Origin of the sequence: Ochrobactrum sp. SFR4 (assembly GCF_019730395.1) — a bacterium.
Lineage (GTDB): Bacteria > Pseudomonadota > Alphaproteobacteria > Rhizobiales > Rhizobiaceae > Pseudochrobactrum.
The window spans coordinates 52,592-76,368 of record NZ_JAAPBB010000014.1; the positions used below are offsets into that span (position 1 = coordinate 52,592).

The window sequence follows — 23,777 nt, forward strand, 5'->3', positions numbered from 1 at the left end:
CCTCTGCCACAAATATGAGTTATTTACTCCCCTTATGTGTGGCAAGGTAACAGGTCAATCGCCATGTTTCAGACTTATTCCAACATCAGCTTTTTGCATTCCGCATAATGAAGATATCTCCTCATCTGAAAATAGTTTTGGCTTGCATTAAAACCGGAGGGAACAGTTAAATGCGTGAAAAGACTGTGCCTGATGACCGGAAATCAACCAAAGACAGTACAAACAGCGCTTTGCCCTCATCCCGATTAGGGCAGTTAAGGCTGTTGATAGCTTTGGATACATTGCTTGTGGAGGGCAGTGTGCAACAGGCTGCCAAGCGTATGAATCTCAGCGCTCCGGCAATGAGTCGCCTGCTCAGTCAAATTAGAGAAGCCTTCAACGATCCCATTTTAGTGCGTTCCGGCCGCCGGATGATCCCCTCTCCGCGCGCAGAAATGCTGCGGCTGCGCCTGCGTGTTCTTGCAGATGAAGCAGAAAATCTGCTCAGCCCCGACCTGCCGGTAACTCAGACACCAGCAGAAACCGGCTGGCAGCAACAGGCCTTGCTCGCCGTTCCGCCTTTATCTCTCAGAACACCGCTGATCGGCGGACAACCCAGCCCCAAACAACTGGCCAATCAGTTGGCAGATCTGAGCAGTAGTCATGATCCTGTTTTACGATTTTCGCGGTTTCTAGGCATACTCGGTCGTGGCGCAGGAAACAGTCGTCCGCTGGCGATTGAAGAGGCAGAGGAAGCCTTTTCCCTGATCCTGCAGCAACAGGTTGATCCGATGCAGGCCAGCGCATTTTTCAGCCTGATCCATTATCGCGGAACTGCCGCTCAGGAACTGGCAGGCATGGTCAGGGCTGCACGCCAATATTATCAGTTGGATGACACATTCAGTCCGCAAGCGGATCTGGACTGGCCGGCCTATCTCTCCCCCAACTCTCCGCGCGCACCATGGTTTTTACAGGCGGCTAAACTGCTCGCACAGGCCGGTTATAAAATCGCACTCCATGGCAGTAATGGCAGTGGTATGAATAGCGGCAAGATTGAACAGGCAGCACATGCGCTTGGCATCCCTGTTGCACAAAATCTTGCCGAAGCCCGCCAAACACTGAAGAGCAGCCATATTGTCTATATGCCATTAACAGGTTTTGCCCCTGCCCTTGCATCCATGATGGCGCTCTATCCGCTATTTGCCGCGCGCTCTCCGGTGGGCGACTGCGTACATCTGCTCAACCCTTTACAAGCGCGCGCAAGTCTGCTGGGTGTATCCCGACCGGCCTATCGGGAACTGCACAGGGATACAGCAAAACTGTTACAGGAACTGCCGGAAACACATGACACTACTGTGTATGGAAACAGCCAGCGGCAATTGACTGTTCTCAGCGGCAATCGCGATGTAGCCGAATTTTATCCTTTCCGTGTGGCAACACTTTTAAGCCTCAGCGGCACGGAAAGCGCTGATATTATTATAAAAGCACTGCATGAACCGGAATCCCTGCCTCGTATCGGTATGGATTCCTTTGAATATTGGCAGGCTATCTGGGCAGGAACTGCAATTGACCCGCGTCTTGAAACCGTTGTCACAGCAACAGCGGCTCTCGGTCTGATGACATTACACAATAATCCGGACTTCAGCGACTGCCACACCAAAGCAAAACAACTCTGGCAGCAACGCCATAACAAATAAACGGCACCTTCTGCGGAGGGTGCCGTTTAATCACTGTCAGGTGCCACGCCATTTCTGTGTCTTGCGCAGCAGCATTTGTGAAAGGCCGTAATGCACAAGCCGTGCCGCGACATTGGTATAGAAGATCATCATCCCCATAGCCGCAGCGGGTGCCACATCCCCTGCATCATCCATATTCAGCACGGCGACAGAAGCCAGCGTAGTATGAGCTGAATACAGGAAGACCACGGCGGATACTGTCGTCATCGCATTGACGAACAGGTAGATTGAAATATCCAGAATGGCCGGCAGACACACCGGAACCGTCACCCGTGCAAATAATTTGTAGAATGGTTGTTTGAGCGATGCCGAAACCGATTCAAATTCCGGATCCATCTGCTTCAGCGCAGTCAGCGCCGTCAGATGGGACACCGTGTAAAAGTGTGTCACGGTACAGATGACAAGGATGATCATCGTTCCGTAAATGGTGCTCAGCGGGTTTGCCGGATTATTGAAGAAAAAGATATAGGCAAGCCCCAGCACCATCCCCGGCACAGCCATTGGCAGCATGGCCAGAAACTGGAACAAGGCGCGGCCTTTGGCAAAGCCCTCGGTTTTCTCAACCGCATATGCACCGACAAATACAACCACGGTTCCTATAATCGCTGTCAGAAAAGCCAGCTGGATAGAATTATAATAGGAACTCAAGCCACCGCCATCCATACGTCCGAACTCAAAATTGCGCAGGCTGAGGCTCAGATCATAAGGCCAGAATTTTACGATGGCTGCTAATTGACATACCAGCAAAAGACCGGTGATAAACAGCCCGATCAGAGTGCAGTAAAGCAGGCACAGATTATCAAACAACGGTTTCTTTTTCGGAGAAAACGGCACCGCACGTGCAGATAATAAGGCAACCTGTTTGCGTTGAATGAAACGGTCAACGGCGAAGGCAATCACAGCCGGAAACAACAGCATCACGGAAACAACCGCACCGATTTCAAAATTCTGCTGGCCGATAACCTGCTTATAAATATCCACGGCCAGCACATTATACTGGCCGCCGATAACCTTTGGCAGACCAAAATCCGTGATAACCAGATTGAACACCACAAAAGCTGCAGAGATCAGCCCGTAGCGGGCACCCGGTACTGTCACCGTCCAGAATGTGCGCCATTTGCTTGCCCGCAGAGAATCCGCCGCCTCATAATGACGGGCATCCGACACAGCCAGAGCCGTTGAGATAATCATGAGCGCATGGGGAAAAGTAAAGAACACCGAGCCCAGCACAATACCCAGCGGCCCGTAAATCGGCAGGCCGAACAGCAGCTCTTTCAAAATTCCCTGATTACCGAACAGATAGATCAGCGCAATCCCCGGCAACAGTGACGGCACGAGAATTGGCATCACCGCCACCAGCTTGAAAAAACCTTTGAAGCGCATTTTGGAGCGGTTGAGCGCATAGGCAAAACCAAAAGCCAGTGAGACAGTGAGCACCATGCTGACCAACGCAATCACCAGCGAATTTTTAATCGACTGAAACAGCGCGGGTGATGAAAAATAAGTGCGATAATTATCCAGCCCTGTCGTTTGATGCGGCATCAGCATGACACGGCGGAAATTATTAGAATCCACCTCCTGCCATTCCTGCCCTGTATAAGGGGCAGAACCGATCAGAAACCGGCTGTTATCCGTCAAGCCACGGATGCGATAATGTTCAGCCCCGCGAAAGCTAAACTCCGGAAACAGCGCTACAGGTGACAAACGACCGCTATTGGAGGTTGCCAATTCTTCGGATGAAATAGTTTTCAGTTCAGCATTCAGCTGGCTCAAAGACTGAGCAGGAGCCCAGTTGCCTTTGCCGTCACCAACCTGCACCTCATAATTTTCCAGCTGAAACTGGTAACTGGCAAAAGATTTGGACAGCATCACATAAAGCGGCGCCGCCAGTGTTATCAGCAGGTAAGCGCCGATAATCAGCATCATGCCGCGCTTGATCCAGTCGTCCGAACTGACCTTCTGACGAACAGCCTTGCCTGCCGGCATAAGCGGAGCGGCAGGATAATCGCTTACAGCACTCATCGCCTGCCCTTTCCGTCAAAAATCAGCAAACGGCTTTTCGGCAGTTCAACAAGAATAGTCATACCTTCTGTCAGGCCGAGGCGACGTTCGGCATTGATGGAAAAATCTGCAATCAGCTGCTGGTTTTGCAAATAGGTGCTGCGCATATGCGTGCGCCAGAAAGAGCCAAGAAATTCCATGGCTTCAATCTGCACCTCAATCAGATTTTCCCCGTTTCCGGCAGAAGAACTCGCATCCACAGCACGGCCATGAGGGATCACATCATTCGGCCTGATCACCGCAACCGCCTCGCTGCCCTCCGGCAGATTATGTTCGTTACATTGCAGAACCAGATCACCGGAAAATGCGGTACCATCCGCACCGATTGTGACCGGATATTTATTGGTCTCTCCGATGAAATCGGCCACAAACAGGCTGCTTGGCTGGCGATAAACATCAAGCGGCGTGCCAACCTGTTCGATTGTCCCTTTATTCATCACTACGATACGATCAGCCATGGCGAGTGCTTCTTCCTGATCGTGGGTGACCATGATTGTTGTCACGCCGAGCTTGCGCTGCAATTCTTTAATCTCGTGGCGCAGATGGACGCGCACCTTGGCATCAAGCGCGGAAAGCGGCTCGTCAAGCAGCAAAAGTCCGGGAGAAATCGCAATCGCCCTTGCCAGCGCAATGCGCTGCTGCTGTCCGCCGGAAAGTTGTGAAGGGTATTTTTTCGCCTGATCTGCCAGTCCCACCAGTTCCAGCAATTCGGCAACGCGCTGCGTAATCTCGGCGCGTGATTTCTTCATATTTTCAAGCCCGAAGGCGATATTTTTTTCGATGGTCAGATTGGGAAACAGGGCATAGGACTGAAAGACAATCCCGTAATCGCGTTGTGCTGGCGGCAGACAGGAAATATCTTTGGACGCCTGATGAACCGTCCCCCTTGTCTGCAAATCCAGCCCCGCAATGGCACGCAACAATGTGGTCTTGCCGCAACCGGAAGGCCCGAGAAAGCAGATAAATTCGCCTTCTCTGATTTCCAGATTGATATCTTTCAGCGCATAAAACTCTCCGAAAGCTTTCCAGAGACCGTCAACCTTGAGATATTCCTGTCTGTTTGCTGCCGCATCGCCGGCATTATATGCCTGCTGACCGATACGAACCGCATCTGTAGCCATTTCATGTTTCACGAATTCATTCCTCTGGACTGACATGGTCACACTCCCTGCACGAACGCGGAAAAGCCCGCGTTCGCAGTCGCATTATGCGTGTCTGTTAGAGCAGCTTCGGAAGACACAGGAAGCGGCCTGTGTCCGAAACCATATGAAGACAGAAGTTCTGCCGCTCAATGAGACAGCGTTCCGATCAGCCTTTGGATTCAGATTTTGAATCGTACCGTTTCGACCATTCCTCCAGAATGGCTTTACGGTTATTAGCCGCCCATTCCAGATCATTCTTGATCATCTTCTTTTCGAGATCAGCGGGGATATGCTCCACAGGCTTGGCGATACCCGGCAACGCGACCACGGCAAAACTCTTATTGAGCGCTTCCATAGCATTCGGTGTCAGTGTCCAGTCCATCAGAGTTTTGGCAGCATCCATATTCGCTGTGCCCGCCATAATTGCCACGGCCTCGGACTCCCAGCCGGAGCCTTCCTCAGGGAAAATAATGTCCACCGGCGCACCGGCACTTTTTACCTGAGAGGCGGGAAACTCAAAGGAGACACCAATCGGTATTTCACCCGCACCGGCCATTTTGCACGGCTTTGAGCCGGAATGCGTGTAATTGGCAATATTCTCATGCAGGGCATCCATATAGTCCCAGCCGCCCTTTTCGCCGAACATCTGCAACCAAGATGAAACATCGAGGAAGCCGGTGCCGGACGATGCCGGATTAGGCATGACCACATGACCTTTATATTCAGGCTTGGTCAGGTCTTTCCAGCTTGCCGGCGGTTTCAGGCCAAGTTTCTCTGCTTCAACCGTATTGAAACAGACCGCAGCCACATAGGCATCAAGCCCGATCCAGCTGGTCGGACGATCCTTATCCACAAAACGCGGATCCAGCTTGTCGACATCTTTCGGCGTATAAGGCTCAAGCATGCCTTCATTTTTAAGGATCAGCAATGATGTGGCCGCAATACCCCAGACAATATCTGCCTTCGGATTGTTCTTCTCGGCCAGCAGCTTAGCGGTCATAACTCCTGTGGAGTCACGTACCCAGTTCACTTTAATATCCGGATGATCTTTATTAAAAGCTTCTGCAAAACGTTGCAGATCAACCGCTTCAAAAGCAGTATAAACAGTCAGTTCTGTTTGTGCATAAGCACTTGATGCCAAAGCAATACCGGCAGCAAGGGACAGAATAAAAGCGCGATGCTTTTTCATTTCATATTTCCCCATTGTTATATCAGCTTTTTGTTATGTGTTTGATAGCTGATTGCTTATTTTTATACCTGCTTTTGCAGGATGTTCCCTCTTATGGCTCCTCATAGTGCGAACCGCAGTTCAATAAGTAAAATCTATTTATTTTATACACCGCCCTTCAAAACTTATAGGTTGAAGGACATTTCTTCAGGACAGAAAAATCTATGCGCCTTCCAATATCGCTCTTTCGACAACAGACAGTGCCTGTTCAAGTTCTTGCTGAGTGATGATGAGCGGCGGCGACAAGGTCAGCACATTGCCCTGACTGATTTTGAAACTGACACCGCCCTCCAGACAGCGATAATAAACAGCCTCAGCCAGTGCATTATCCGGTTCACGACTGTGCCGGTCGCGCACCAACTCCACGCCGAACAGCAAACCACGACCACGCACGTCTCCCACATGCGGTGAGCGCAATTGCAACTCCCTAAGACGGTTCATCGCATATTGGCCAAGCTCGGCCGCGCGCTGAACCAGCCCTTCTTCCTCAATAATCTGAATTGTGGTGAGTGCGGCGCGTGTCGTCACCGGATTTTTCTCATGCGTATAGTGCCCGATGGCAAAATCACCGCATACATCCAGATCACGGCGCACGATCGCCGCCGCAATCGGCAGCATACCGCCACCCAGCGATTTACCAAGCACAATCATATCCGGTGTCACACCATCATGATCGGACGCAAAAAACTTGCCCGTCTTGCCAAGTCCGGTCGGAATTTCATCAAAGATCAACAAGGTTCCGTGGCGGTCACAAGCCTCGCGTACTTTTTGCCAGAAACCGGGCGGCGGCGGATAGGGTGTGGCGCGCATCGGCTCTGCCACCACAGCCGCAATATCGCCCTCCCGTTCCAGCACAAAAGACACAATATCCGCGCAGGCAATGCCGCAACTCTCAGGGCCTTTATGTTTGTAATGGCAGCGGTAACAGGCAAATGGCGGCACATGCTCTGCACCGGACAATAAAGGCCCTGCAATACCCGAACGGAATGTTGCTTCCCCTCCCACAGATGATGCACCAAAGCCCGCCCCGTGAAAGGCATCCCAGAAAGACAGGGTTTTAAATCGCCCTGTGGCTGCACGCGCCACTTTCAGCGCCACCTCAATGGCATCTGACCCGCCGGTGGTGAACAGCGTTTTGCCCAGATTGCCCGGTGCTATTTCAGCTAGCTTCTCGGCCAGTTCAATTGCCGGTTCACAGGTAAAACGGCGCGGTGCAAAACTCAGATCATCCATTTGCTGCTTCACAGCAGCAATCAGTTTGGGGTGGGCATAACCGATATGATGGGCGCTGTTGCCGTGAAAATCCATAAAACGACGCCCGTTGGCATCTTCAATCCAGATACCCTGCGCCTTAACAACCGCTGTGAGGCAAGGGCTGGAAAGGCTCTGATGCAGAAAAACATCCGCATCACGGCGCAGCACCTCCTCCATGTGAGGGCTGTTTTGCTGCGCCTGCCATCGCTGCCTTGCCTCGGAGCGATTGGACTCGCCCTCTGTGTGCACTGCCAGTTTCATACTCGCCGCCTCCCCGAACGGTTTTCAGATAATGTGGCGGTTGCGATACGTATGCCTGTTATAATTTATTGCATTTTGCGTATCGCGAACCTTGTTTTAAGCCCTTCTCCCGCGTCTCACTCCCATGGCAGTGAGAAGGTTTTAACATTGGTGAAGCTTTTCATCGCTTCAATCACGCCTTCTTTATAACCATTGCCGGAATCTTTAATCCCGCCGAAAGGCGACATCTCGATACGGTAACCCGGCACTTCCCAGATATTGACCGTGCCGACATTGAGCCCGCGGATATATTTCTGCATACGCCTGTAATCATTGGTGCAGACACCCGATGACAAGCCAAAATCTGTCGAGTTAGACAGCGCAATCAGCACATCATCATCATCCGGCGCGCGAATAATCGGAATAACCGGCCCGAATGTTTCCTGCATCACCAACTCCGAGCTGTGTGGTACTTCGTCAACCACAATCGGTGGCAGTAAAGCGCCCTGACGACCCGGATCATAGAGAATTTTTGCCCCCTGCTCGGCTGCCATACAGACCAGTTTTTCAAACCGTGCGGCAGCTTGTTCATGTACGACGGTACCGAGTTCTGTTTTCGGATCCATCGGATCACCAAAGCGTATTTTCTTTGCCCGTTCCAGCACCATCGGTACAAAACGGTCGGCCACGCTTTCCTGACACAAAATACGTTTAACGGCCGTGCAGCGCTGGCCGGAGTTTTTCGTCGCCCCCGCCACAGCAAGATCAGCCGCTTTTGCCAGATCATCGTCACTCAGATCATTGAGAATAATCAGCGGATCATTACCGCCGAGCTCCAGTACTGTGCGTTTATAGCCCGCAGTATTGGCAATCATCTTGCCCACAGGAACGCCGCCGGTAAAGGTAATCAGATCAATATCCGGATTGGTAATCATTTCCGAACCGATATCTTTCGGCAGGCCTGTCACCACTGACAGCATTTCCGGCGGCAATCCGGCTTCGTACATAATATCGCACAGCAGCAATGCAGTCATCGGTGTCAGTTCGGTCGGCTTTACCACCACACAATTATTGGTGGCAATCGCCGGCGCCACTTTATGCGAAACCATATTCAGCGGATGATTGAACGGCGTGATTGCAGAAATCGCACGTAATGGCTCACGGAATGTGAAAATCTTACGGGCTTTGCCGTGCGGTGTCAGATCACAAGAGAATATCTCACCGTCATCATGCAGGCACATCTGCCCTGCCAGCGTAAACACGTCATAGGCACGTCCGACTTCATAATAGGAATCCATCTTGGAGATGCCCAGTTCCGAAGTAATCAGGTCAGCCATTTCCTCTTTGCGTGACACCAGCAATTCAGCTGTGCGCAGCAGGATTTTCTGCCGTTCATAGCGTGTCAGCTTCGGCTTATAGGCTGCAGCAATCCTGAAAGCCTCGCGGGCATGTTCAGCTCGCCCTGCCGGAACCGTGCCGATGACCGCATTTGTGTAAGGATAATGCACATCAAAAACGGCATCCGCATCGACCTTTTTACCGGCGATCCGCATAGGCTCATGTCTGGTTTTAATGATTGTTTCCGGCTTCACCACAAAGGCTCCCCTGCAATTCACCCCACCGGAAACCGGTCTGATTTTAAAATCAGAGACCGGTTTACCGGCACGGGGGAATGTTTTCCCTCAATTTACGACTGAGCTACCGCAGCTGTAACCGCATAGAAAAACGCATCAAAATTGCGCAGAACCGGTGCTTCCGGCAGGTCCGGCATCTGACGGTTCACAATGAAAGGTACGGCCTGTTCTGTCAGCCCGCCATGCGAGCGCAGAGGCTCATTCAATGCTGCAAGATCATGGCGATGCTCACTGGTGCCGATGGCTTTATTCTCCGATGAGACCAGAACAATATCGCCGATGCGGTCTTGAGGCAGCTCAAAACGCTCAGCAGCATCAGCATTGTTCAGCACCACATCAATACCTTCAATGGCAGCCAGCCGCTTCATAATATCACCGATATCCGTACCATCCGGCAGATAGGCTGTTGCAAAAGAACCAAGCGCGCCGTGGTGCACCACATAAGGATCAGTGATCGGCAGAATAACCCGCGCGGCATCCTTGCCCAGCCAGTCGTCGAGCACATCCTGCACATAGACAACATCCGGTGAGCCATCAGCCTTATGTTTCGGCTTCATGCCGTGATCCGCAGTCACCACAATGGCCGCACCTAAAGCATCCAGCTCGGCCAGATATTTGTCGAACATTTCATAAAACGCATTGGCCTGCGGCACACCCGGTGCATATTTATGCTGCACGTAGTCTGTTGTGGTCAGATACATCACATCAGGCCGGAAAGTTTTGAGCAGCTTCACACCGGCAGCGAACACAAATTCTGAAAGCTCTGCGGAATAAACCTCCGGCACCGGCATACCCAACCATTGTGATGCATTATCAATGCCGTTTTCCGCTTTTGTTGTCGTATCGGAACGCTCTGCTGAAAAACAAATCGCACGGTTATCACCAAATTGCAGGCCTGCCCCCAGCAAAGCCCGCAGCTTGTCTTTGGCTGTCACTACAGCGACTTTCGCACCGGCATCATAGAAGCCTTTGAAAATGGTCGGCGCACGCAGAAAGCGCACATCATTCATCATCACTTCCGTACCGGTTTCGCGGTCATAGAGATAGTTTCCGCAAATGCCGTGCACTGCAGGCGGGCGCCCCGTAGCGATGGAAAGATTATTCGGATTGGTAAAACTCGGAATAACACTATGGGCTGTGCGCACCGTGCCGGTTTCTTTAATGCGTTTCAGTGTCGGCATCAGCCCCGCAGCAATTGCCTCATCCAGATAAGCCGGTTCGCACCCGTCAAGGCAGATCGCGATAGCGGGGACATTCGGCCAGTTATAATCACGGCCGTTCACGGTTACGGTTACCTTGGTCATCTTGTTCACTTCATTATCCTCCGCAGGCGGCATTACGCTAACCTGCTGTTTTAAATTTAAAACTCAGGCTGCGAGCTTGGCACGCTCATCCAGTGCTGCGGCTGGCGGGGCAGCTGTGTCCACACCCATTTCTGTCAGACTGTCTGCGGCAGCGGCAACGACCTGCCGCATGATATTGGCATCCATGCGCCCGATGCAGCCGACACGGAAACTGTCGACAACAGTCAGCTTACCCGGATAAATGATGAAGCCTTTATCCTTCATCAGATCATAGAAGCGGGAAAACTCGAATTTCGGATGAGCAGGATTGAAGAAAGTTACGATGATCGGCGACAGCCAGCGATCACGCAGCAGTGTTTCAAAACCCAGCTGGCGCATCCCCTCCACCATCACATCACGATTATTGGTGTAGCGTGCCAAGCGTCCTTCAGCACCGCCTTCGGCTTCATGCATCCGCAAGGCAACCAGAAAGGCTGCAACCACATGGGTCGGTGGTGTATAGCGCCACTGACCGGTTTTGTTCATCGTTGCCCATTGCTCATATATGTCGAGACTCAGAGAATGGCAGTTGCCCTTAGCGGCTTCCAGCACGCTTTTACGGGCAATCACAAAGCCAAAACCGGGCACACCTTCGATGCATTTATTGGCCGAGGACACCATAGCTTCATAGCGAATTTTATTCACGCTCAGATCAACCGCGCCGAAAGCACTCATACTGTCGACCAGCAGCTTGCGCCCCTTGGCATAAACAACTTCTGAGATTTCCGCGACCGGATTGAGGATGCCGGAGCTGGTTTCGCAATGCACCACGATCACATGGGTAATTGCCGGATCGGCATCCAATGCCTGCGCAACCTCATCTGCACGTGGCGGGAGATAGTCTCCCTTGTCAATTTTACTATGGGCGCGCCCAAGATAATTCAGTGTCTGCACAATGCGCTGCCCGTAAGCACCGTTCATCAGCACCAGAATTTTGCTGTCTTTCGGCAGAAATGTCCCAAGCATGGCTTCAACCGCAAAGGAGCCGCTGCCCTGTATCGGCACACAATCAAATTCATGCTTGTCATCACCGGCAACACGCAGCAAGCGCTCACGCATTTCGGCTGTCATTGCCCGAAAATCACCATCCCATGAACCCCAGTCCCGCAGCATCGCCTGCTTCACCGCATAATCGGTGGTCAGCGGCCCCGGTGTCAGCAAATAGGGTTCTCCCAATGCCGGCGCCAGAAACTGATTGGCTTTCCAGTGCGGAAGCATATCTGCTTCTGACTGCGGTCGTTTTTCACCGGCTGATTGCATTTCCTGTCCCTCCGGATGCTGTGTAAAATGCGGATTTGCTTCATCCTCAGGCAAAGGCAATTATTTGTAAAATCGTTATTTCAAATCAAACTATAAGTTTTACAGATACATATTGTGCTAAAAAATTGCTGTGCTAAGCTTGGCTCTCAAATCAGAAAAACACTCTGCATCAGGAGAAATCCATGCGCTATGTTCAGTTACGGGCGTTTCATTATGTGGCAATTTCCGGCGGATTTTCCCGCGCTGCGGAAGCTTTATGCCTGACGCAGCCCGCTATTTCTGATCAGGTGCGCAAGCTGGAAGAGGAATATGATGTTCTGCTGTTTAACCGTCATAAGAAACAAGTCAGCCTGACCGATGCCGGTGTAAAACTGCTGGAGATCACGCACCGGCTATTCGAAGTGGAGCAGCAGGCACTGGATTTCCTGTCAGAATCGCGGGTGCTGCGTGCGGGTAAATTGCGTATTATGGCCGATGCAGCACATCATATTCTTGGTATTCTCGGAGCCTTCAGGGAGAAATATCCCTCCGTGCAAATCAGCGTGCAAACCGGCAATAGTGAGGAAGTTATCTCCAGCCTCTATCGCTATGAAGCGGATATCGGCGTATTGGGCGAAGTACCCAAAGCACGGGACTTTCTCATCCATAAGCTGAACTCTTCGCCGATCATCGCCTTTGTCGCCAGAGATCATCCGCTCAGCCGTTTTTCCAATATTGATCTCGCAGAACTGCTGCAATGGCCGCTGGTCTTCCGTGAAAAAGGCTCGAAAACGCGCCAGAAGCTGGAAGATCTCGCGCTTGAAAAAAATGTCGTGCTGAAACCTGCTATTGAGGCAGAAGGACGCGAAGCCGTTCGTGAAATTGTAGCAGGCGGTGCCGGTATCGGCTTTGTTTCATTAGCCGAATTTAGCAATGACAGCCGCTTGCATCCGCTTTCGATCAATACGCGTGAAGAGCTGATGGATGAAACACTGATCTGCCTTCAGGAACGCAGCAATGGCACACTTATCAATGCGTTTTTTAAAATTGCATCCGAAAGTGATACACACAATATTATCAAGAATTAACAAGTAAAAACCCCGCCGGAATAATCCGGCGGGGTATCAATATCAAACTTTTTTATAAGTTATGCCGCGGGCAAGCCAGCAGCCGATTGTCAGCCCCGAAATCGCACCGGATGCATCGCGTCCGGCCACCACAGTCCAGTCTCCCGGTGCCGGTGCATCCATTCCGCGCTGACATGGCAAAAGCCAGATATCTTCAGCAATAGCATAAAGTGGCTGCATTGGGCCTTTACCTAAAAAGCCTTCAAATGCTGCATAGACAGCGCTACCTGCAATTTCACAGACAAAATCAGTATCCATTTCCGCACAATGATAGCGTCCGGCAATATCTTGCCGCCCGTTTCCGGAAACACCATGCAATTTTGCGGAGAGATTTTCGCCATCGCGACGGAGAGCAATCTCATCGTCTTTACGCTGCAAAACCATTCCCGAAGATTGCAAACTGCCATCGGCCTGCATATCCATCATTTCTGGTGAAGTGGCAAACCGCGCATGAACCTGCCCGCCGACAGCCGGTGTAAGGCTAAGGCTCAGTTTCGTGGACGGATCAAAATAATTTCCATACCAACCTGCATCGACAGGCAGAACTTCAGTTTTCGCTTTTGGGATGCCTAAAGCAGCACGCATCAACTGCTCAGCTGCACCATAGGCGCTGGCCTGATGATTAAACATCACAATAACAGATACACGTGCATCAGCCGCATGGAACCGCTGGCAGCGCCAGCCGCGCAGCGCCCCACCATGACCGGTAATTTTAACACCGTCAAAATTTACATGGTTAAGGCCATAGCCGTAACAAGCCGGTTTACCATCCGTGTAAAATTGCGGGCGGGACAAACGGTTATAAATACCGTTTTCGTCTTCACGCGTTGCATCAATAAACTGATCCCACGCAATCATATCATCCAGAGAGGCGCAAACGCCTGCATCCCCGCTCCAGTGAATATTATTCACTGCCGGTGTAAAACCGGAGACAATATTGCCCTCATAACCGATTGCATCACCAGGCGTCACAGATGTGTCAGGGAAAAGTCCGGCAGTTTTCATGCCCGCAGGCAGGAAAATACGCTCGCGCAAAAGTTCATCCAGTGAGCGGCCGGTTTTCTCTTCAATCAAAAAAGACAGCAGACGGAAATTGCCGTTATTATAGGAATAATGCGTACCGGTTTCAAAATGGGTTGTCCGGATTTTTCCAAGAAGCTGACGAGCATCATCTGCCGTAAAAACACCTTCCGGATCGGCACCACTGATCACAGTCAGCGCCCAGTAATCCCGCAAGCCGGACTGATTGTTGCATAGATCAGCAATTGCAGGGCGTTTCCCCTCAAAGTCAGGTAAATAGGTAGCAAGCGCTTCATCAAGAACAGATGTCTCACCAAAGACATCCAACAAGGCTGCACACGTAAATTCTTTACTGACAGAGCAGATCGGCATCATGGTCGCCGTACTCATCGGAACTCTTTTTTCCAGATCGGAATAGCCCCAAACCTGTTTTGCTATAACCTCACCGTCTTTGAGAACCGCAGCAACGCCCCCCGGTCCTTTATATTGTTCGGAGAGGTTCAGCATCACAGCATCAATTGCTGACTTATCAACGGCTTGCATAAATTTCATTCCCGCTTATGTGTCTTTGCAATCAGGCATAAGCCACTCACCTTCACAGCTCAAGAGGGATTATCTGCCTGTAATGCCGCAGGATCAGGCTTGTTTGCTAAACGACAGGCAAAGCAGCTGTAAACCAGCCACGTCCCGCCCCTCTTTCGTAGACAGGCGATAGTCTTTCACACCGAAGGTGCTGCTCTGATAGTTTTTCTTGCTTGAGCGGAACTCAAATATTTCCGATGTATTTTATGGGGAAATTGCTCTGTGCAAAATGCTCCCCGTAAAACATTGACCTGCACTTTTCTTCAGGCCAATGCGTCAAAGGAAGAGATCGTCTTGTCAGCGTGTGCTGATCACACTGGCCGTAATAACCAGTGCAATTCCGGCAATCTGCACAATGGACAGAGCCTGATGCAGCATAAGGAAACCTACTGTGGCGCCGATTGCGGGTTCAAGACTGACGAGAATACCAAAAGCCGATGGTTTCAGATTGCGCAGAGCCATAAACTCAAAAGCATAGGGAATAAGCGGGGTCAGCAATGCCAGCAAACCGGCCATAATAAAGGCTTCGGTGCTGAAATTGGTATAGAGCTGGCCGGAGCCCACCGGTAATGCCACAAGAGCGGCAAACATCATTGAAACGGCAAGACCTTCCAGCCCGTGGAATTTCTCACCGGCACGTTTGGTCAGGATAATATAGGCACCCCAGCCGATTGCCGAACAGAAGGCAAACAGCATGCCGGTCATATCATTGCCCCAGAGGCTGCTGCCGGATGTGAGGCAGATAATCCCTGCTGCGGCGATCATCGGGCAGATGAGGCGAAATCTGCCGCTGCCATAGAGTGTGGCGACCAACAAAGGTCCCATGAACTCAATAGCAACAGCGAGGCCGAGCGGAATGGTCTCAATCGCAGCAAAGAAACACATGGTCATGAAGGCCATGGAAGCGCCCAATGAAAAGGCGGAGAGCCATTGCGTGCGGTTATAGCTGCGGAAAGACGGACGTATCCAGATCAGGAGAATGATTGCTGCAAAGGACAGGCGGACAAATGTGGTGCCGAATGTTCCTAATTGCTGCATAATCGGCTTGGATATTGCTGCACCGAGCTGAATGCTGATCATTGCTGCCAGTGTCAGGCCGACAGCTGTAAGTGTTTGTTTGCTTTCGCTGCTCCGTTCGATCTGAACCGCGTCCATTTTATTCCTGCACTTTCATAAACTCCCGCGAGCGCTCACTCAGAAACGGGAAACGCTGTCCTTACGTCCGTCCTTGATAAATTTCAACTCGTTGTTGAGATCAGAAGAATGTGAAGATTGCTTGCAGATTTGGTTTGGTTTCAGCACAGATCATGGCGGGCAAATACTGCTTGTTTGTTATTGCGTGTCTGTCGTGGTTTTCTGCCTGCTCTGATGATCAGAGCGATAAAATTGTCTCTGTGTCAGGTTTTCATATAATTACGGACAAAATGGTTTATCGCGACAGCAAAATCGCTGATCAGGCAGCAAACTAAGGGGCTGAAAAGTCAGGAAAAAGCGGGCGATGCCAGTGCAATCCGGCACCGCATGTAAAGCAAAGATTACTATTTATATACTCAGATACGAATGAAATTTTATGAAGAGGAATATTTTGCAAAACAATAACTTATCAAAAGTTGATTGTGCCTATGAATTGTTAAAAAGCGATATTTTGAATGTAAAAATCCCGCCTGATACTTCCCTGAAAATGACCTGGGTACCAAAGCATTACAAGTTTAGCTCAACACCGCTGCGTGAGGCTTTACCGCGCCTTGAGAGTGACCATCCGGTAATTATGACAGCCCAATAAAAGCTATCTTGTCTCGCCGGTTTCCATTGTCGAACTCATGAAACTGTCTCGGGCAAGAAGATTGTTGAACAGCATCTTTGGCATGGCGTACTCTGTACGCAATAGAAACATCTACCGAATTAAAAGACACGATGATCTTCGTGAAATAAATAGGACACGCGCCGTGTTCAGAAAAACTCATCCAGCCCGAGGTGAAAACGTAATTTCTTCTGATCAGGCGCTGTCATACCATAGGCCGGAAACAGTCTGTTCTGAAGGGCGGGGCTGAACTCACCGAGGCAATCCCATAGAATTGCAAGATCCTGATATGGATCGGCAAGACCAACACGGCCGGTATCAATGCAGCCGGTCACTGTGTTGCCGTCCATAAGAATATTATCCAGCGAGAAATCGCCATGCGTAACCACTGTTTCGGTTTCCAGTGGCAACAGAGCAGTTATATCATCCCAGACCTGCTGGGCAGTCTGCCCTTCATAAAGAGTACCGAAATCATCCGTATCAACGAGGCCTGCTTGCAAGCGCTGTTGTGCGTGGACAAGGCGAAGCTGATAATCGCTGTTAAAAGGGCACGATTGAGCCGGAATAGCGTGAATTTGGCGCAAAAATTCTGCAAGTGCATCGACGATTTGCGGGCGCGCTTCCGGTTCCTCTGTAAGACGCTGATAAGCGGTACGGCCGTTCAGTGCTGACATTAGCAGCCATGCCTGATCTGGCTGCGCTGTAAAGGCAATGACCTGTGGCACAGGGATATACTGTCCCAGCCAATTCAGCCGCACCATCTCATCTGTAATGTCTGTGGCAACTAATCCGCGGCCCTGTTTGAGATAGAGATCAGGCTCACCGGCTGAGCCGCAAAGTCTGTAGACTGCACCACCGGACATACCGGTGACATTGCGCTTGGCAATGCGAGCGTGCACCAGTTGTTGCATCGGCTCCGGCAAATCCGGAAATTTTTCAGTAATTTTCCGTATGTCGCTCATTAGCTATTTTCTGTGCCCACGTCAGGCAGAAGATTATCCCATGTGCCGAACAGAGACAGACCGGCAGATTTTGCCAGAGAAACGGAAGCCTGATTGTCCAGCTGGCAGCGATATTGCGGTTCAAAACCCAGCGATGTGGCATGTTTGCTGATCGCATGGACGGTATCGCGGGCATAGCCTTTGCCCCGATAGGTGGGCAGTGTCAGCACACCCATATCCGCGATTTTGGTTTCCTGCCACGAATACATGCTGGCAGCACAAACGAGGCGGTCTCCGTCAAACGCTCCGAAGACCAGCCAGTGATCCAGCTCCACATAGGCGGCGTCCAGATCGTCTTCTGAAGAGGCAGCACAAAACGTGGTAAACGCGGCTTCATCATCTGCAGTCAACCGGCGGACATTGCGGGACGGTTCGGCCGGAGCAAGAGACGCCGCCACACCTGCAGGGAAATAGAAAAGGTAGTCTGCACCGTGGAAAGCGATTTTATGTTCTACGAGTTTTTGCCTGAAGACTGCATCCGACATTGGCTCAGAGTGCAAATCAAGACGGTCAGCCAGTTGCGGATGGAGGCTGACAGCGGTTTTCCCTTCTGTCGTCAGAATTGTCCCGCTCTCGTCCTCATCCAGCTCCGGATTTGCATAAATTGAAAAATCAGCATCGCTGTAAAGCTTATCACCTGTCGAATAGGACTGTTTCCAAAATGCGGTAATGATGGAGGAAAACATAAAATTTCTCATATGGGAGCGGAGGAATATAAAGAACGGGTCCAAGACGCAGAATAAAAAGCCGTGCTTGTATCTCTCATTCATTATTAGCCTTTTTATGCGGGCAATGTGTAGTGATTGTGTAGATTGTGTGCAGATACAGCGCTGCAGATTGACGCGTAGCATGGAATGCCTGATTTTATAGTTCAGGAAAGGCACTAATTAGCTATGACGAATGCGCTGATACTCATTATCGAAGACGAACCGGAAATTGCAGATATTCTTCGCCGCTATTTTGAACGTGAGGGATACCGCACGGTCAGTGCCGGTGACGGAGAGACAGGTTTATCGCATCATTTGCGGCTAAAACCGGATCTGGTGGTGCTGGATGTCAAACTGCCGCGTCAGGATGGTTTTGAGGTCTTGTCTGTCTTGCGCCAGCGTGGTGATACGCCGGTTATTATGGTGACAGCACTTGCACAAGACATTGATAAGCTTCAGGCTTTGCGCAGCGGTGCCGATGATTATGTTGTGAAGCCGTTTAATCCTCTGGAGGTTGTGGCACGTGCAAAAGTCGTGTTGCGGCGCGCGGGTCATAACCGCAAGAGGATTATGAGGGTCGGTGCGTTGCTGATCGATATGGATGCTCACACAGCAATTGCTGAGGTCAATCATCAAAGGCACAATCTTGATCTGACCCGCACAGAGTTTCGTCTGCTTGCTCATATGGCACAATGGCCGAACCGTGTGTTTGAACGCGGAGAACTGGTTGATGCCTGTCTGCCGGAAGGTGATGCCGTTGATCGTACTGTTGATAGCCATATTAGTAAATTGCGGCGTAAGCTTCATGAAGCAGGCGTTGACAATCAGCTAACCGGTGTTCGCGGTGTCGGATACCGGCTGGAGGAACGGTTTGTCTAAGAATGGTCTGATCTGGAAGATTGTTCTGGCCATGACGATCGTCAATATTGTTGCCCTTGCAGCCATGGTTTTCGGCTGGATGATCTTTATCGCCGTTTATGACTGGTTATTTCCTAAAACACCTTATCCTGAAGACTGGGCAGCTTTTGATATTGTGGTGTTTGGCACCATTATACTGATCGGGCAGTTGACTGCGGCTGTCGTCGGCTGGCGTCTGGCCGGAAAAATTACGGCTCCGCTGGCCGCTGTCGGCATGGCCGCACGATCGGTGGCTGAAGGTGATTTTAGTGCACGAGCACAAGCAAAAGAGAAAAGTTTCGGTGAAGCCGAGCAGTTGCTGACTGATTTTAATGCAATGGCCGCTCGTCTCGAAGCGGCAGAAGCGGAACTGCGTTATTCGAATACGGCTATAGCCCATGAACTGCGCACACCGCTGACAATTTTGCGGGGTCGGTTGCAGGGGCTGAACGATGGTGTCTTCACACCGGAGCCGGAGCTTTTTGACTCCCTTGTCGCACATGTCGACAGCCTGTCACGACTGGTGGAAGATTTGCGTATCTTAGGGCTGTTTTCCGCCAGCAGGCTGGAACTGACAACGCAATCGGTTGACCTTGCCGAGGAAGCGGGGGCAGTGCTGCGTTCCATGGCACCGGATCTGGCAGATGCAGGTATCAGGCTTGAGACAGCTCTCGCACCCGTTCGGCTTGAGGCGGATCCAGCACGGATCAGGCAGGCTTTACTGGCTTTGCTGGAAAATGCCTGCCGTTATGCAACAGGGTCGGATGTGCGGGTGGAAACACTACTCATTGATCAAGACGCGGTGTTACAGGTGAGCGATACAGGTTCGGGATTGCAACCGGACGAGTATGAGCATGCTTTCGAGCGTTTCTGGCGTGCGGATACGTCCCGTACCCGTGCCCGCGGCGGCTCAGGACTCGGACTTTCAGTGGTCCGTGCCATAGCTGAAAGCCATGGCGGCAAGGCGGAGATCAGGCCGAATGATGGCAGCGGGATCATCGTTGAGTTATTTTTTCCGCTCGCCAGCTGTGGCAGCGGCACCTCGCTTTAAATTCAAAAAATTGGGCACCTTTGAGAGTGCCGATAGATTTTACTATAGCAGGCCTTACTGGCCGGGAAATACCTATGTCTGAAACTGACTTTTCAAGAGATGATGCTTATCACGATCTGGCTGCAAACCATGTGTCGACCGGAAGAATTTTAGCTCTGTTCAAGCCCTATAAACGGCAGATCCTGCGCGTGGTTATTTTGCTGCTGTTCGGCTCTGCTGTTGGTATGGCATCGCCGTTTTTGCTGCGTGCTATTATCGATGATGCCTTGCCAAATGCTGATATACAATTGCTGGTCTATCTTGCCGGTGGTCTGGTTGGCATTGCCGCCCTTTCTGCGGGACTGAATACGCTGCAGATTGTGATGTCCACGAAAATTGGCCAATCGATTATGCATGATCTGCGCGTGCGGCTTTACTCGCATTTGCAGTCGCTGTCCCTGTCGTTTTTTGCAGCAACACGTTCGGGTGAGATTCAGTCACGCATTGCCAGCGATATTGGCGGGTTGCAAACGCTGGTCACCAATACGGCGAATGAACTGGCACGTAATACCAGTGTTGTGGTGATGACAGCAGTCGCGATGTTTTTTCTGGATTGGCGTCTGGCACTGTTTTCTATGATCGCGGTGCCGGTATCGATCCTGCTGAGTGACCGTGTCGGTAAATTGCGTGAAACCATCACACATGAACAGCAGGTGCGTCTTGGTGATATGTCTGCGGCAGTGCAGGAATCCTTGTCCATTTCCGGTATTATTCTGGCGCGCACGATGGGGCGTGGCGAACATCTGACACGACGTTTTACCCGCACATCCGAGGATGTGGCGCGGCTTGAAGTACGCTCTCATACGGCAGGTGAATGGCAATGGCAGATGATCTATCTCATCCTGTCCACTCTTCCGGCTCTGACTTTGCTGCTTGGCGGCTTTCTGATGAATAGCAGTGTTCCGGTTACGATCGGGACGCTGGTTGCCATGATTGCTCTGCAGGAGCAATTGCTCTGGCCGCTGGAAGAATTGCTGTCGATCGGACGTGAGGTGCGTAAAACCCGCGCCTTGTTCACCCGTGTGTTTGAGTATCTTGATAAACCTGTTGAGATTAAAGAGACAACGGATGCCGTTACCTTTGATAAGTCCCGGATGCGTGGCGCCGTGCGTGTGGAAAATGTGAGCTTCTCTTATCCTGACAGTGAAAAGCCGACTTTGTCGGAGATCAGCATTGATGTGCCCGCAGGCTCCAGTGTTGCAATTGTCGGCTCAACGGGTTCGGGCAAGACCACGCTGGGTTATCTTTTGGCACGGCTCTATGATGTTCAGGGCGGTTCTATCCGCTATGACGGTATTGATATTCGTGACCTGAGCTTTGATACATTGGCGGATATGCTGGGTGTGGTAACGCAGGAGCCCTATCTGCTTTATGCCTCGGTTGCGGAAAATCTGCGTTTTGCAAAGCCGGACGCAACGGATGCAGAACTGATCAATGCGGCAAAGATTGCACAGATTCACGACAGTCTCGCTGCACTGCCTGAGGGCTATGATACGATTGTCGGTGACCGCGGCTATCGCTTCTCCGGCGGTGAAAAGCAGCGGCTTGCATTGGCACGTACAATCTTGCGTAATCCGCCGGTACTATTGCTGGATGAGGCAACAAGTGCGCTGGATACCAAGACCGAGCGGGCGATGGAGGAAGCTTTGGCCAACCTGTCCAAGGATCGCACAACCATTACCATTGCGCATCGTTTGTCGACTATTCGACGGGCAGATCAGATTGTTGTTCTGCAACAGGGAAGAATTGTTGAAAGAGGCACACATGAAGAACTGGAGCATCTGAACGGCGTCTATGCAGCGCTGATTAAATCCGGCTCCTGATGGTCGTTGTGATCTTATTTTAAACTTTGCGCCATGTGTCTGGCATTGTGGTTGAGTATGAGTCAATGACCCGCACAGACACATAAGCGCTCCCGTAACCATATCCCATCCGTAAAGTCGAAGCGGTAAATTTTCCACCATTCTCACGGATCAGATAAGGCGATAGAACCACCTTTACCTTCGGAAGTTCGGTCAGGGTCTGCGGAGGCTAAACAGCCTGCCTGCTTCCGAAAACGAGGAAGACTTTCGCCTAACGAAAAGGCAATCTATCTCAGGAGAACATATCCGATATAATAGTCCGGTCCAATTGAACCGGACTATTATATCGTTCATTTAAATTTCCTGTTTTGTGTTTTCGGGGGCGCCTTGCGGCATTAGATCTGGTCCAGCGGATAGATCGGACGCGGCACATTGCGGTAAGGAATTTTCGCGTAATCCATCGTGCAGAGCGCGCCACTGTCACAAACAATGATCTGTCCGGCGATCTGTTCAAAATCAGCACGGAAATGCTGCATTGATTTCACAACCACGATTTTGTGCGCAGTCGGTTCGATACCAAAAGCACGGAACTGCTGTTGATCCAGCAATTGTGAGCGTTCACTCACAACCAGCACCAGAACGCCATCAATATCGATGACAGCCGTTGGTCCGAAACTGAATTCAAGCCCCCCGAGCTGAGCGCCGGTTCCCACCAGTTTTCCGTCACTCAGATGCAGCAGCTTTGCCTTGACCTGCAATGGTTCTCCACCAAAGCGCGGATCCATCTTTCCGCCTAATGATAAGGAAACGACATCTCCGATTGCAGATTTTGCGAGCAATACTGCGATCTCCGGATCCACCATCGGAGCAAAACAAGCATCCGTAATATTGGCATCAAGCAATGCTTTCAGCAAAGCTGTTGCATCACCATAACCACCTGCTCCCGGGTTATCCGCATATTCCGCAATAATCAGCGGTCGTTCGCCTTCGTAAGCCAATGCTAATTGCGCGGCCTCTTCCGGTGTATAAAACCTGTTCAGAATATTGGCACGGTTCTCCCACATCTTATCCGCAATTTGTTCGGCAAAAACCTTATGCGGCGCTGCATTACCATCATAAGTCACCAGAATTGTCGGGCCGACTTCCGCAATATCCGCATTGGGAAATGCACCATTTATGCTGACCGCCAATGCCCCCTCAGTTTTCTCATAAGCACGCGCTTCCGCAATCCACTCGACCATCGGGCCCATATCTGTGCGTCCGGCATTGGCCTCTTCCAGCATCGGACGGCGTACCAGCAGAGTTTTAGGTGCGATTTTTCCTGCCATTGTCTGCTGCAATAATTCACCGGCGTGGTGTGCAGTTTCACGCAGATCAATATGAGGATAGGTCTTAAACGAGATCAGAATATCCGCCTGTTCACACATTTTTGCCGTCACATTGGCATGAGGATCAAGCGTTACAGCAATCGGAATCCGGCGTGGCAGAACCTGTCGCAACCGCTCCAGCAATTCACCTTCGCCGTCCTGTGAAAAATCTGTGACCATAGCGCCGTGCAGCGCAAGCAACACACCATCGAGACGATCACCAAGCTCTTTTGCCTTGCCGATAATCTTATCCGTAATCCGGTCAAACGCATCGCGCGTCACCGGTCCCGCAGGTTCAGCTTCCGTGCTGATTGTATGGAACAGCTCCCAGCCATATTTTCGTGCAAGATCAAGAAAACCGGCCAGTTCTGTATTGGCATTGCCACGCGCACTGATTGCCGCCTCACCCTCATACATCCCTTGCGTAACAAAGGCCTGAAAATCTGTGGCAACTGTCCGTCGTCGAATGATTTGAGACTAATTGTGCTTTTGAAGATTGGATTTTCCGGCTCGGTTTATGGGTTGAT

At 51.1% G+C, this 23,777-nt stretch carries 18 protein-coding genes; 6 read left to right on the forward strand and 12 right to left on the reverse strand.

Features of this window, described 5'->3' with window-relative positions:
• Positions 1-170: 170 nt before the first annotated feature.
• Positions 171-1,676 (forward strand): glycosyl transferase family protein, encoded by a 1,506-nt coding sequence (locus tag HBA93_RS14865; RefSeq protein ID WP_221723770.1) that lies wholly within the window; start codon positions 171-173, stop codon positions 1,674-1,676.
• A 36-nt stretch (positions 1,677-1,712) separates the two neighbouring features.
• On the opposite strand, the gene HBA93_RS14870 is transcribed toward HBA93_RS14865, so the two are convergent.
• The 7 genes from HBA93_RS14870 to HBA93_RS14900 form a co-directional block, all read right to left on the reverse strand.
• Positions 1,713-3,737 carry a putative 2-aminoethylphosphonate ABC transporter permease subunit gene (locus HBA93_RS14870; protein WP_286201954.1) on the reverse strand — a complete coding sequence of 675 codons (2,025 nt, stop codon included), beginning with the start codon at positions 3,735-3,737 and terminating at the stop codon, positions 1,713-1,715.
• On the reverse strand, positions 3,734-4,897 hold the full coding sequence (locus HBA93_RS14875; protein ID WP_121991674.1) for a putative 2-aminoethylphosphonate ABC transporter ATP-binding protein: 1,164 nt from the start codon (positions 4,895-4,897) through the stop codon (positions 3,734-3,736). The genes HBA93_RS14870 and HBA93_RS14875 overlap by 4 nt, the downstream gene beginning before the upstream one ends.
• A gap of 187 nt (positions 4,898-5,084) precedes the next feature.
• Positions 5,085-6,107 carry a putative 2-aminoethylphosphonate ABC transporter substrate-binding protein gene (locus tag HBA93_RS14880; protein WP_022711017.1) on the reverse strand — a complete coding sequence of 341 codons (1,023 nt, stop codon included), beginning with the start codon at positions 6,105-6,107 and terminating at the stop codon, positions 5,085-5,087.
• A 201-nt stretch (positions 6,108-6,308) separates the two neighbouring features.
• Complete coding sequence (gene pbfA, locus HBA93_RS14885) at positions 6,309-7,661, reverse strand: (R)-1-hydroxy-2-aminoethylphosphonate ammonia-lyase (protein WP_221723771.1); 1,353 nt, start codon at positions 7,659-7,661, stop codon at positions 6,309-6,311.
• A gap of 116 nt (positions 7,662-7,777) precedes the next feature.
• Positions 7,778-9,235 carry a phosphonoacetaldehyde dehydrogenase gene (phnY, locus tag HBA93_RS14890; protein WP_221723772.1) on the reverse strand — a complete coding sequence of 486 codons (1,458 nt, stop codon included), beginning with the start codon at positions 9,233-9,235 and terminating at the stop codon, positions 7,778-7,780.
• Positions 9,236-9,327: 92 nt separating this feature from the next.
• Complete coding sequence (phnA, locus tag HBA93_RS14895; RefSeq protein WP_116087975.1) at positions 9,328-10,587, reverse strand: phosphonoacetate hydrolase; 1,260 nt, start codon at positions 10,585-10,587, stop codon at positions 9,328-9,330.
• 54 nt (positions 10,588-10,641) lie between these two features.
• Positions 10,642-11,835, reverse strand: a complete 1,194-nt coding sequence (locus HBA93_RS14900; RefSeq protein ID WP_122010165.1) for a 2-aminoethylphosphonate--pyruvate transaminase — start codon at positions 11,833-11,835, stop codon at positions 10,642-10,644.
• A gap of 224 nt (positions 11,836-12,059) precedes the next feature.
• On the opposite strand from HBA93_RS14900, the gene HBA93_RS14905 reads away from it, so the two are divergent.
• Positions 12,060-12,944 (forward strand): LysR substrate-binding domain-containing protein, encoded by an 885-nt coding sequence (locus HBA93_RS14905; protein ID WP_075655878.1) that lies wholly within the window; start codon positions 12,060-12,062, stop codon positions 12,942-12,944.
• Positions 12,945-12,986: 42 nt separating this feature from the next.
• Here the strand turns inward: HBA93_RS14905 and HBA93_RS14910 are convergent, their stop codons facing one another.
• Entirely contained in the window at positions 12,987-14,546 is a 1,560-nt protein-coding gene (locus HBA93_RS14910; protein WP_221723773.1) for a D-aminopeptidase, read from the reverse strand.
• A gap of 336 nt (positions 14,547-14,882) precedes the next feature.
• Entirely contained in the window at positions 14,883-15,740 is an 858-nt protein-coding gene (locus HBA93_RS14915) for an EamA family transporter (protein ID WP_221723774.1), read from the reverse strand.
• A gap of 415 nt (positions 15,741-16,155) precedes the next feature.
• Between HBA93_RS14915 and HBA93_RS14920 the strand changes: the two genes are divergently transcribed.
• Positions 16,156-16,368: a GntR family transcriptional regulator gene (locus tag HBA93_RS14920; RefSeq protein ID WP_221723775.1), complete on the forward strand. Its 213-nt coding sequence runs from the start codon at positions 16,156-16,158 to the stop codon at positions 16,366-16,368.
• A gap of 167 nt (positions 16,369-16,535) precedes the next feature.
• Here HBA93_RS14920 and HBA93_RS14925 read toward each other — a convergent pair whose 3' ends face one another.
• Both HBA93_RS14925 and HBA93_RS14930 read right to left on the reverse strand, forming a co-directional pair.
• The gene (locus HBA93_RS14925; RefSeq protein WP_221723776.1) at positions 16,536-17,348 is read right to left on the reverse strand and encodes an APH(3') family aminoglycoside O-phosphotransferase; all 813 of its coding nucleotides are present in this window, start codon (positions 17,346-17,348) and stop codon (positions 16,536-16,538) included.
• Positions 17,348-18,073 (reverse strand): GNAT family N-acetyltransferase, encoded by a 726-nt coding sequence (locus HBA93_RS14930; RefSeq protein WP_221723777.1) that lies wholly within the window; start codon positions 18,071-18,073, stop codon positions 17,348-17,350. The genes HBA93_RS14925 and HBA93_RS14930 overlap by 1 nt, the downstream gene beginning before the upstream one ends.
• Before the next feature lie 207 nt (positions 18,074-18,280).
• On the opposite strand from HBA93_RS14930, the gene HBA93_RS14935 reads away from it, so the two are divergent.
• The 3 genes from HBA93_RS14935 (at position 18,281) to HBA93_RS14945 (ending at position 21,904) form a co-directional block, all read left to right on the forward strand.
• Entirely contained in the window at positions 18,281-18,973 is a 693-nt protein-coding gene (locus HBA93_RS14935) for a response regulator (protein ID WP_122011366.1), read from the forward strand.
• Positions 18,966-20,042 carry an ATP-binding protein gene (locus HBA93_RS14940; RefSeq protein ID WP_286201956.1) on the forward strand — a complete coding sequence of 359 codons (1,077 nt, stop codon included), beginning with the start codon at positions 18,966-18,968 and terminating at the stop codon, positions 20,040-20,042. Before HBA93_RS14935 ends, HBA93_RS14940 begins: the two co-directional genes overlap by 8 nt.
• 74 nt (positions 20,043-20,116) lie before the next feature.
• A complete protein-coding gene (locus HBA93_RS14945) occupies positions 20,117-21,904 on the forward strand; it encodes an ABC transporter ATP-binding protein (protein ID WP_221723778.1) in 1,788 nt (595 codons plus the stop codon).
• A 374-nt stretch (positions 21,905-22,278) separates the two neighbouring features.
• Here HBA93_RS14945 and HBA93_RS24550 read toward each other — a convergent pair whose 3' ends face one another.
• A complete protein-coding gene (locus HBA93_RS24550; RefSeq protein WP_353619364.1) occupies positions 22,279-23,721 on the reverse strand; it encodes a M81 family metallopeptidase in 1,443 nt (480 codons plus the stop codon).
• Positions 23,722-23,777: the final 56 nt, after the last annotated feature.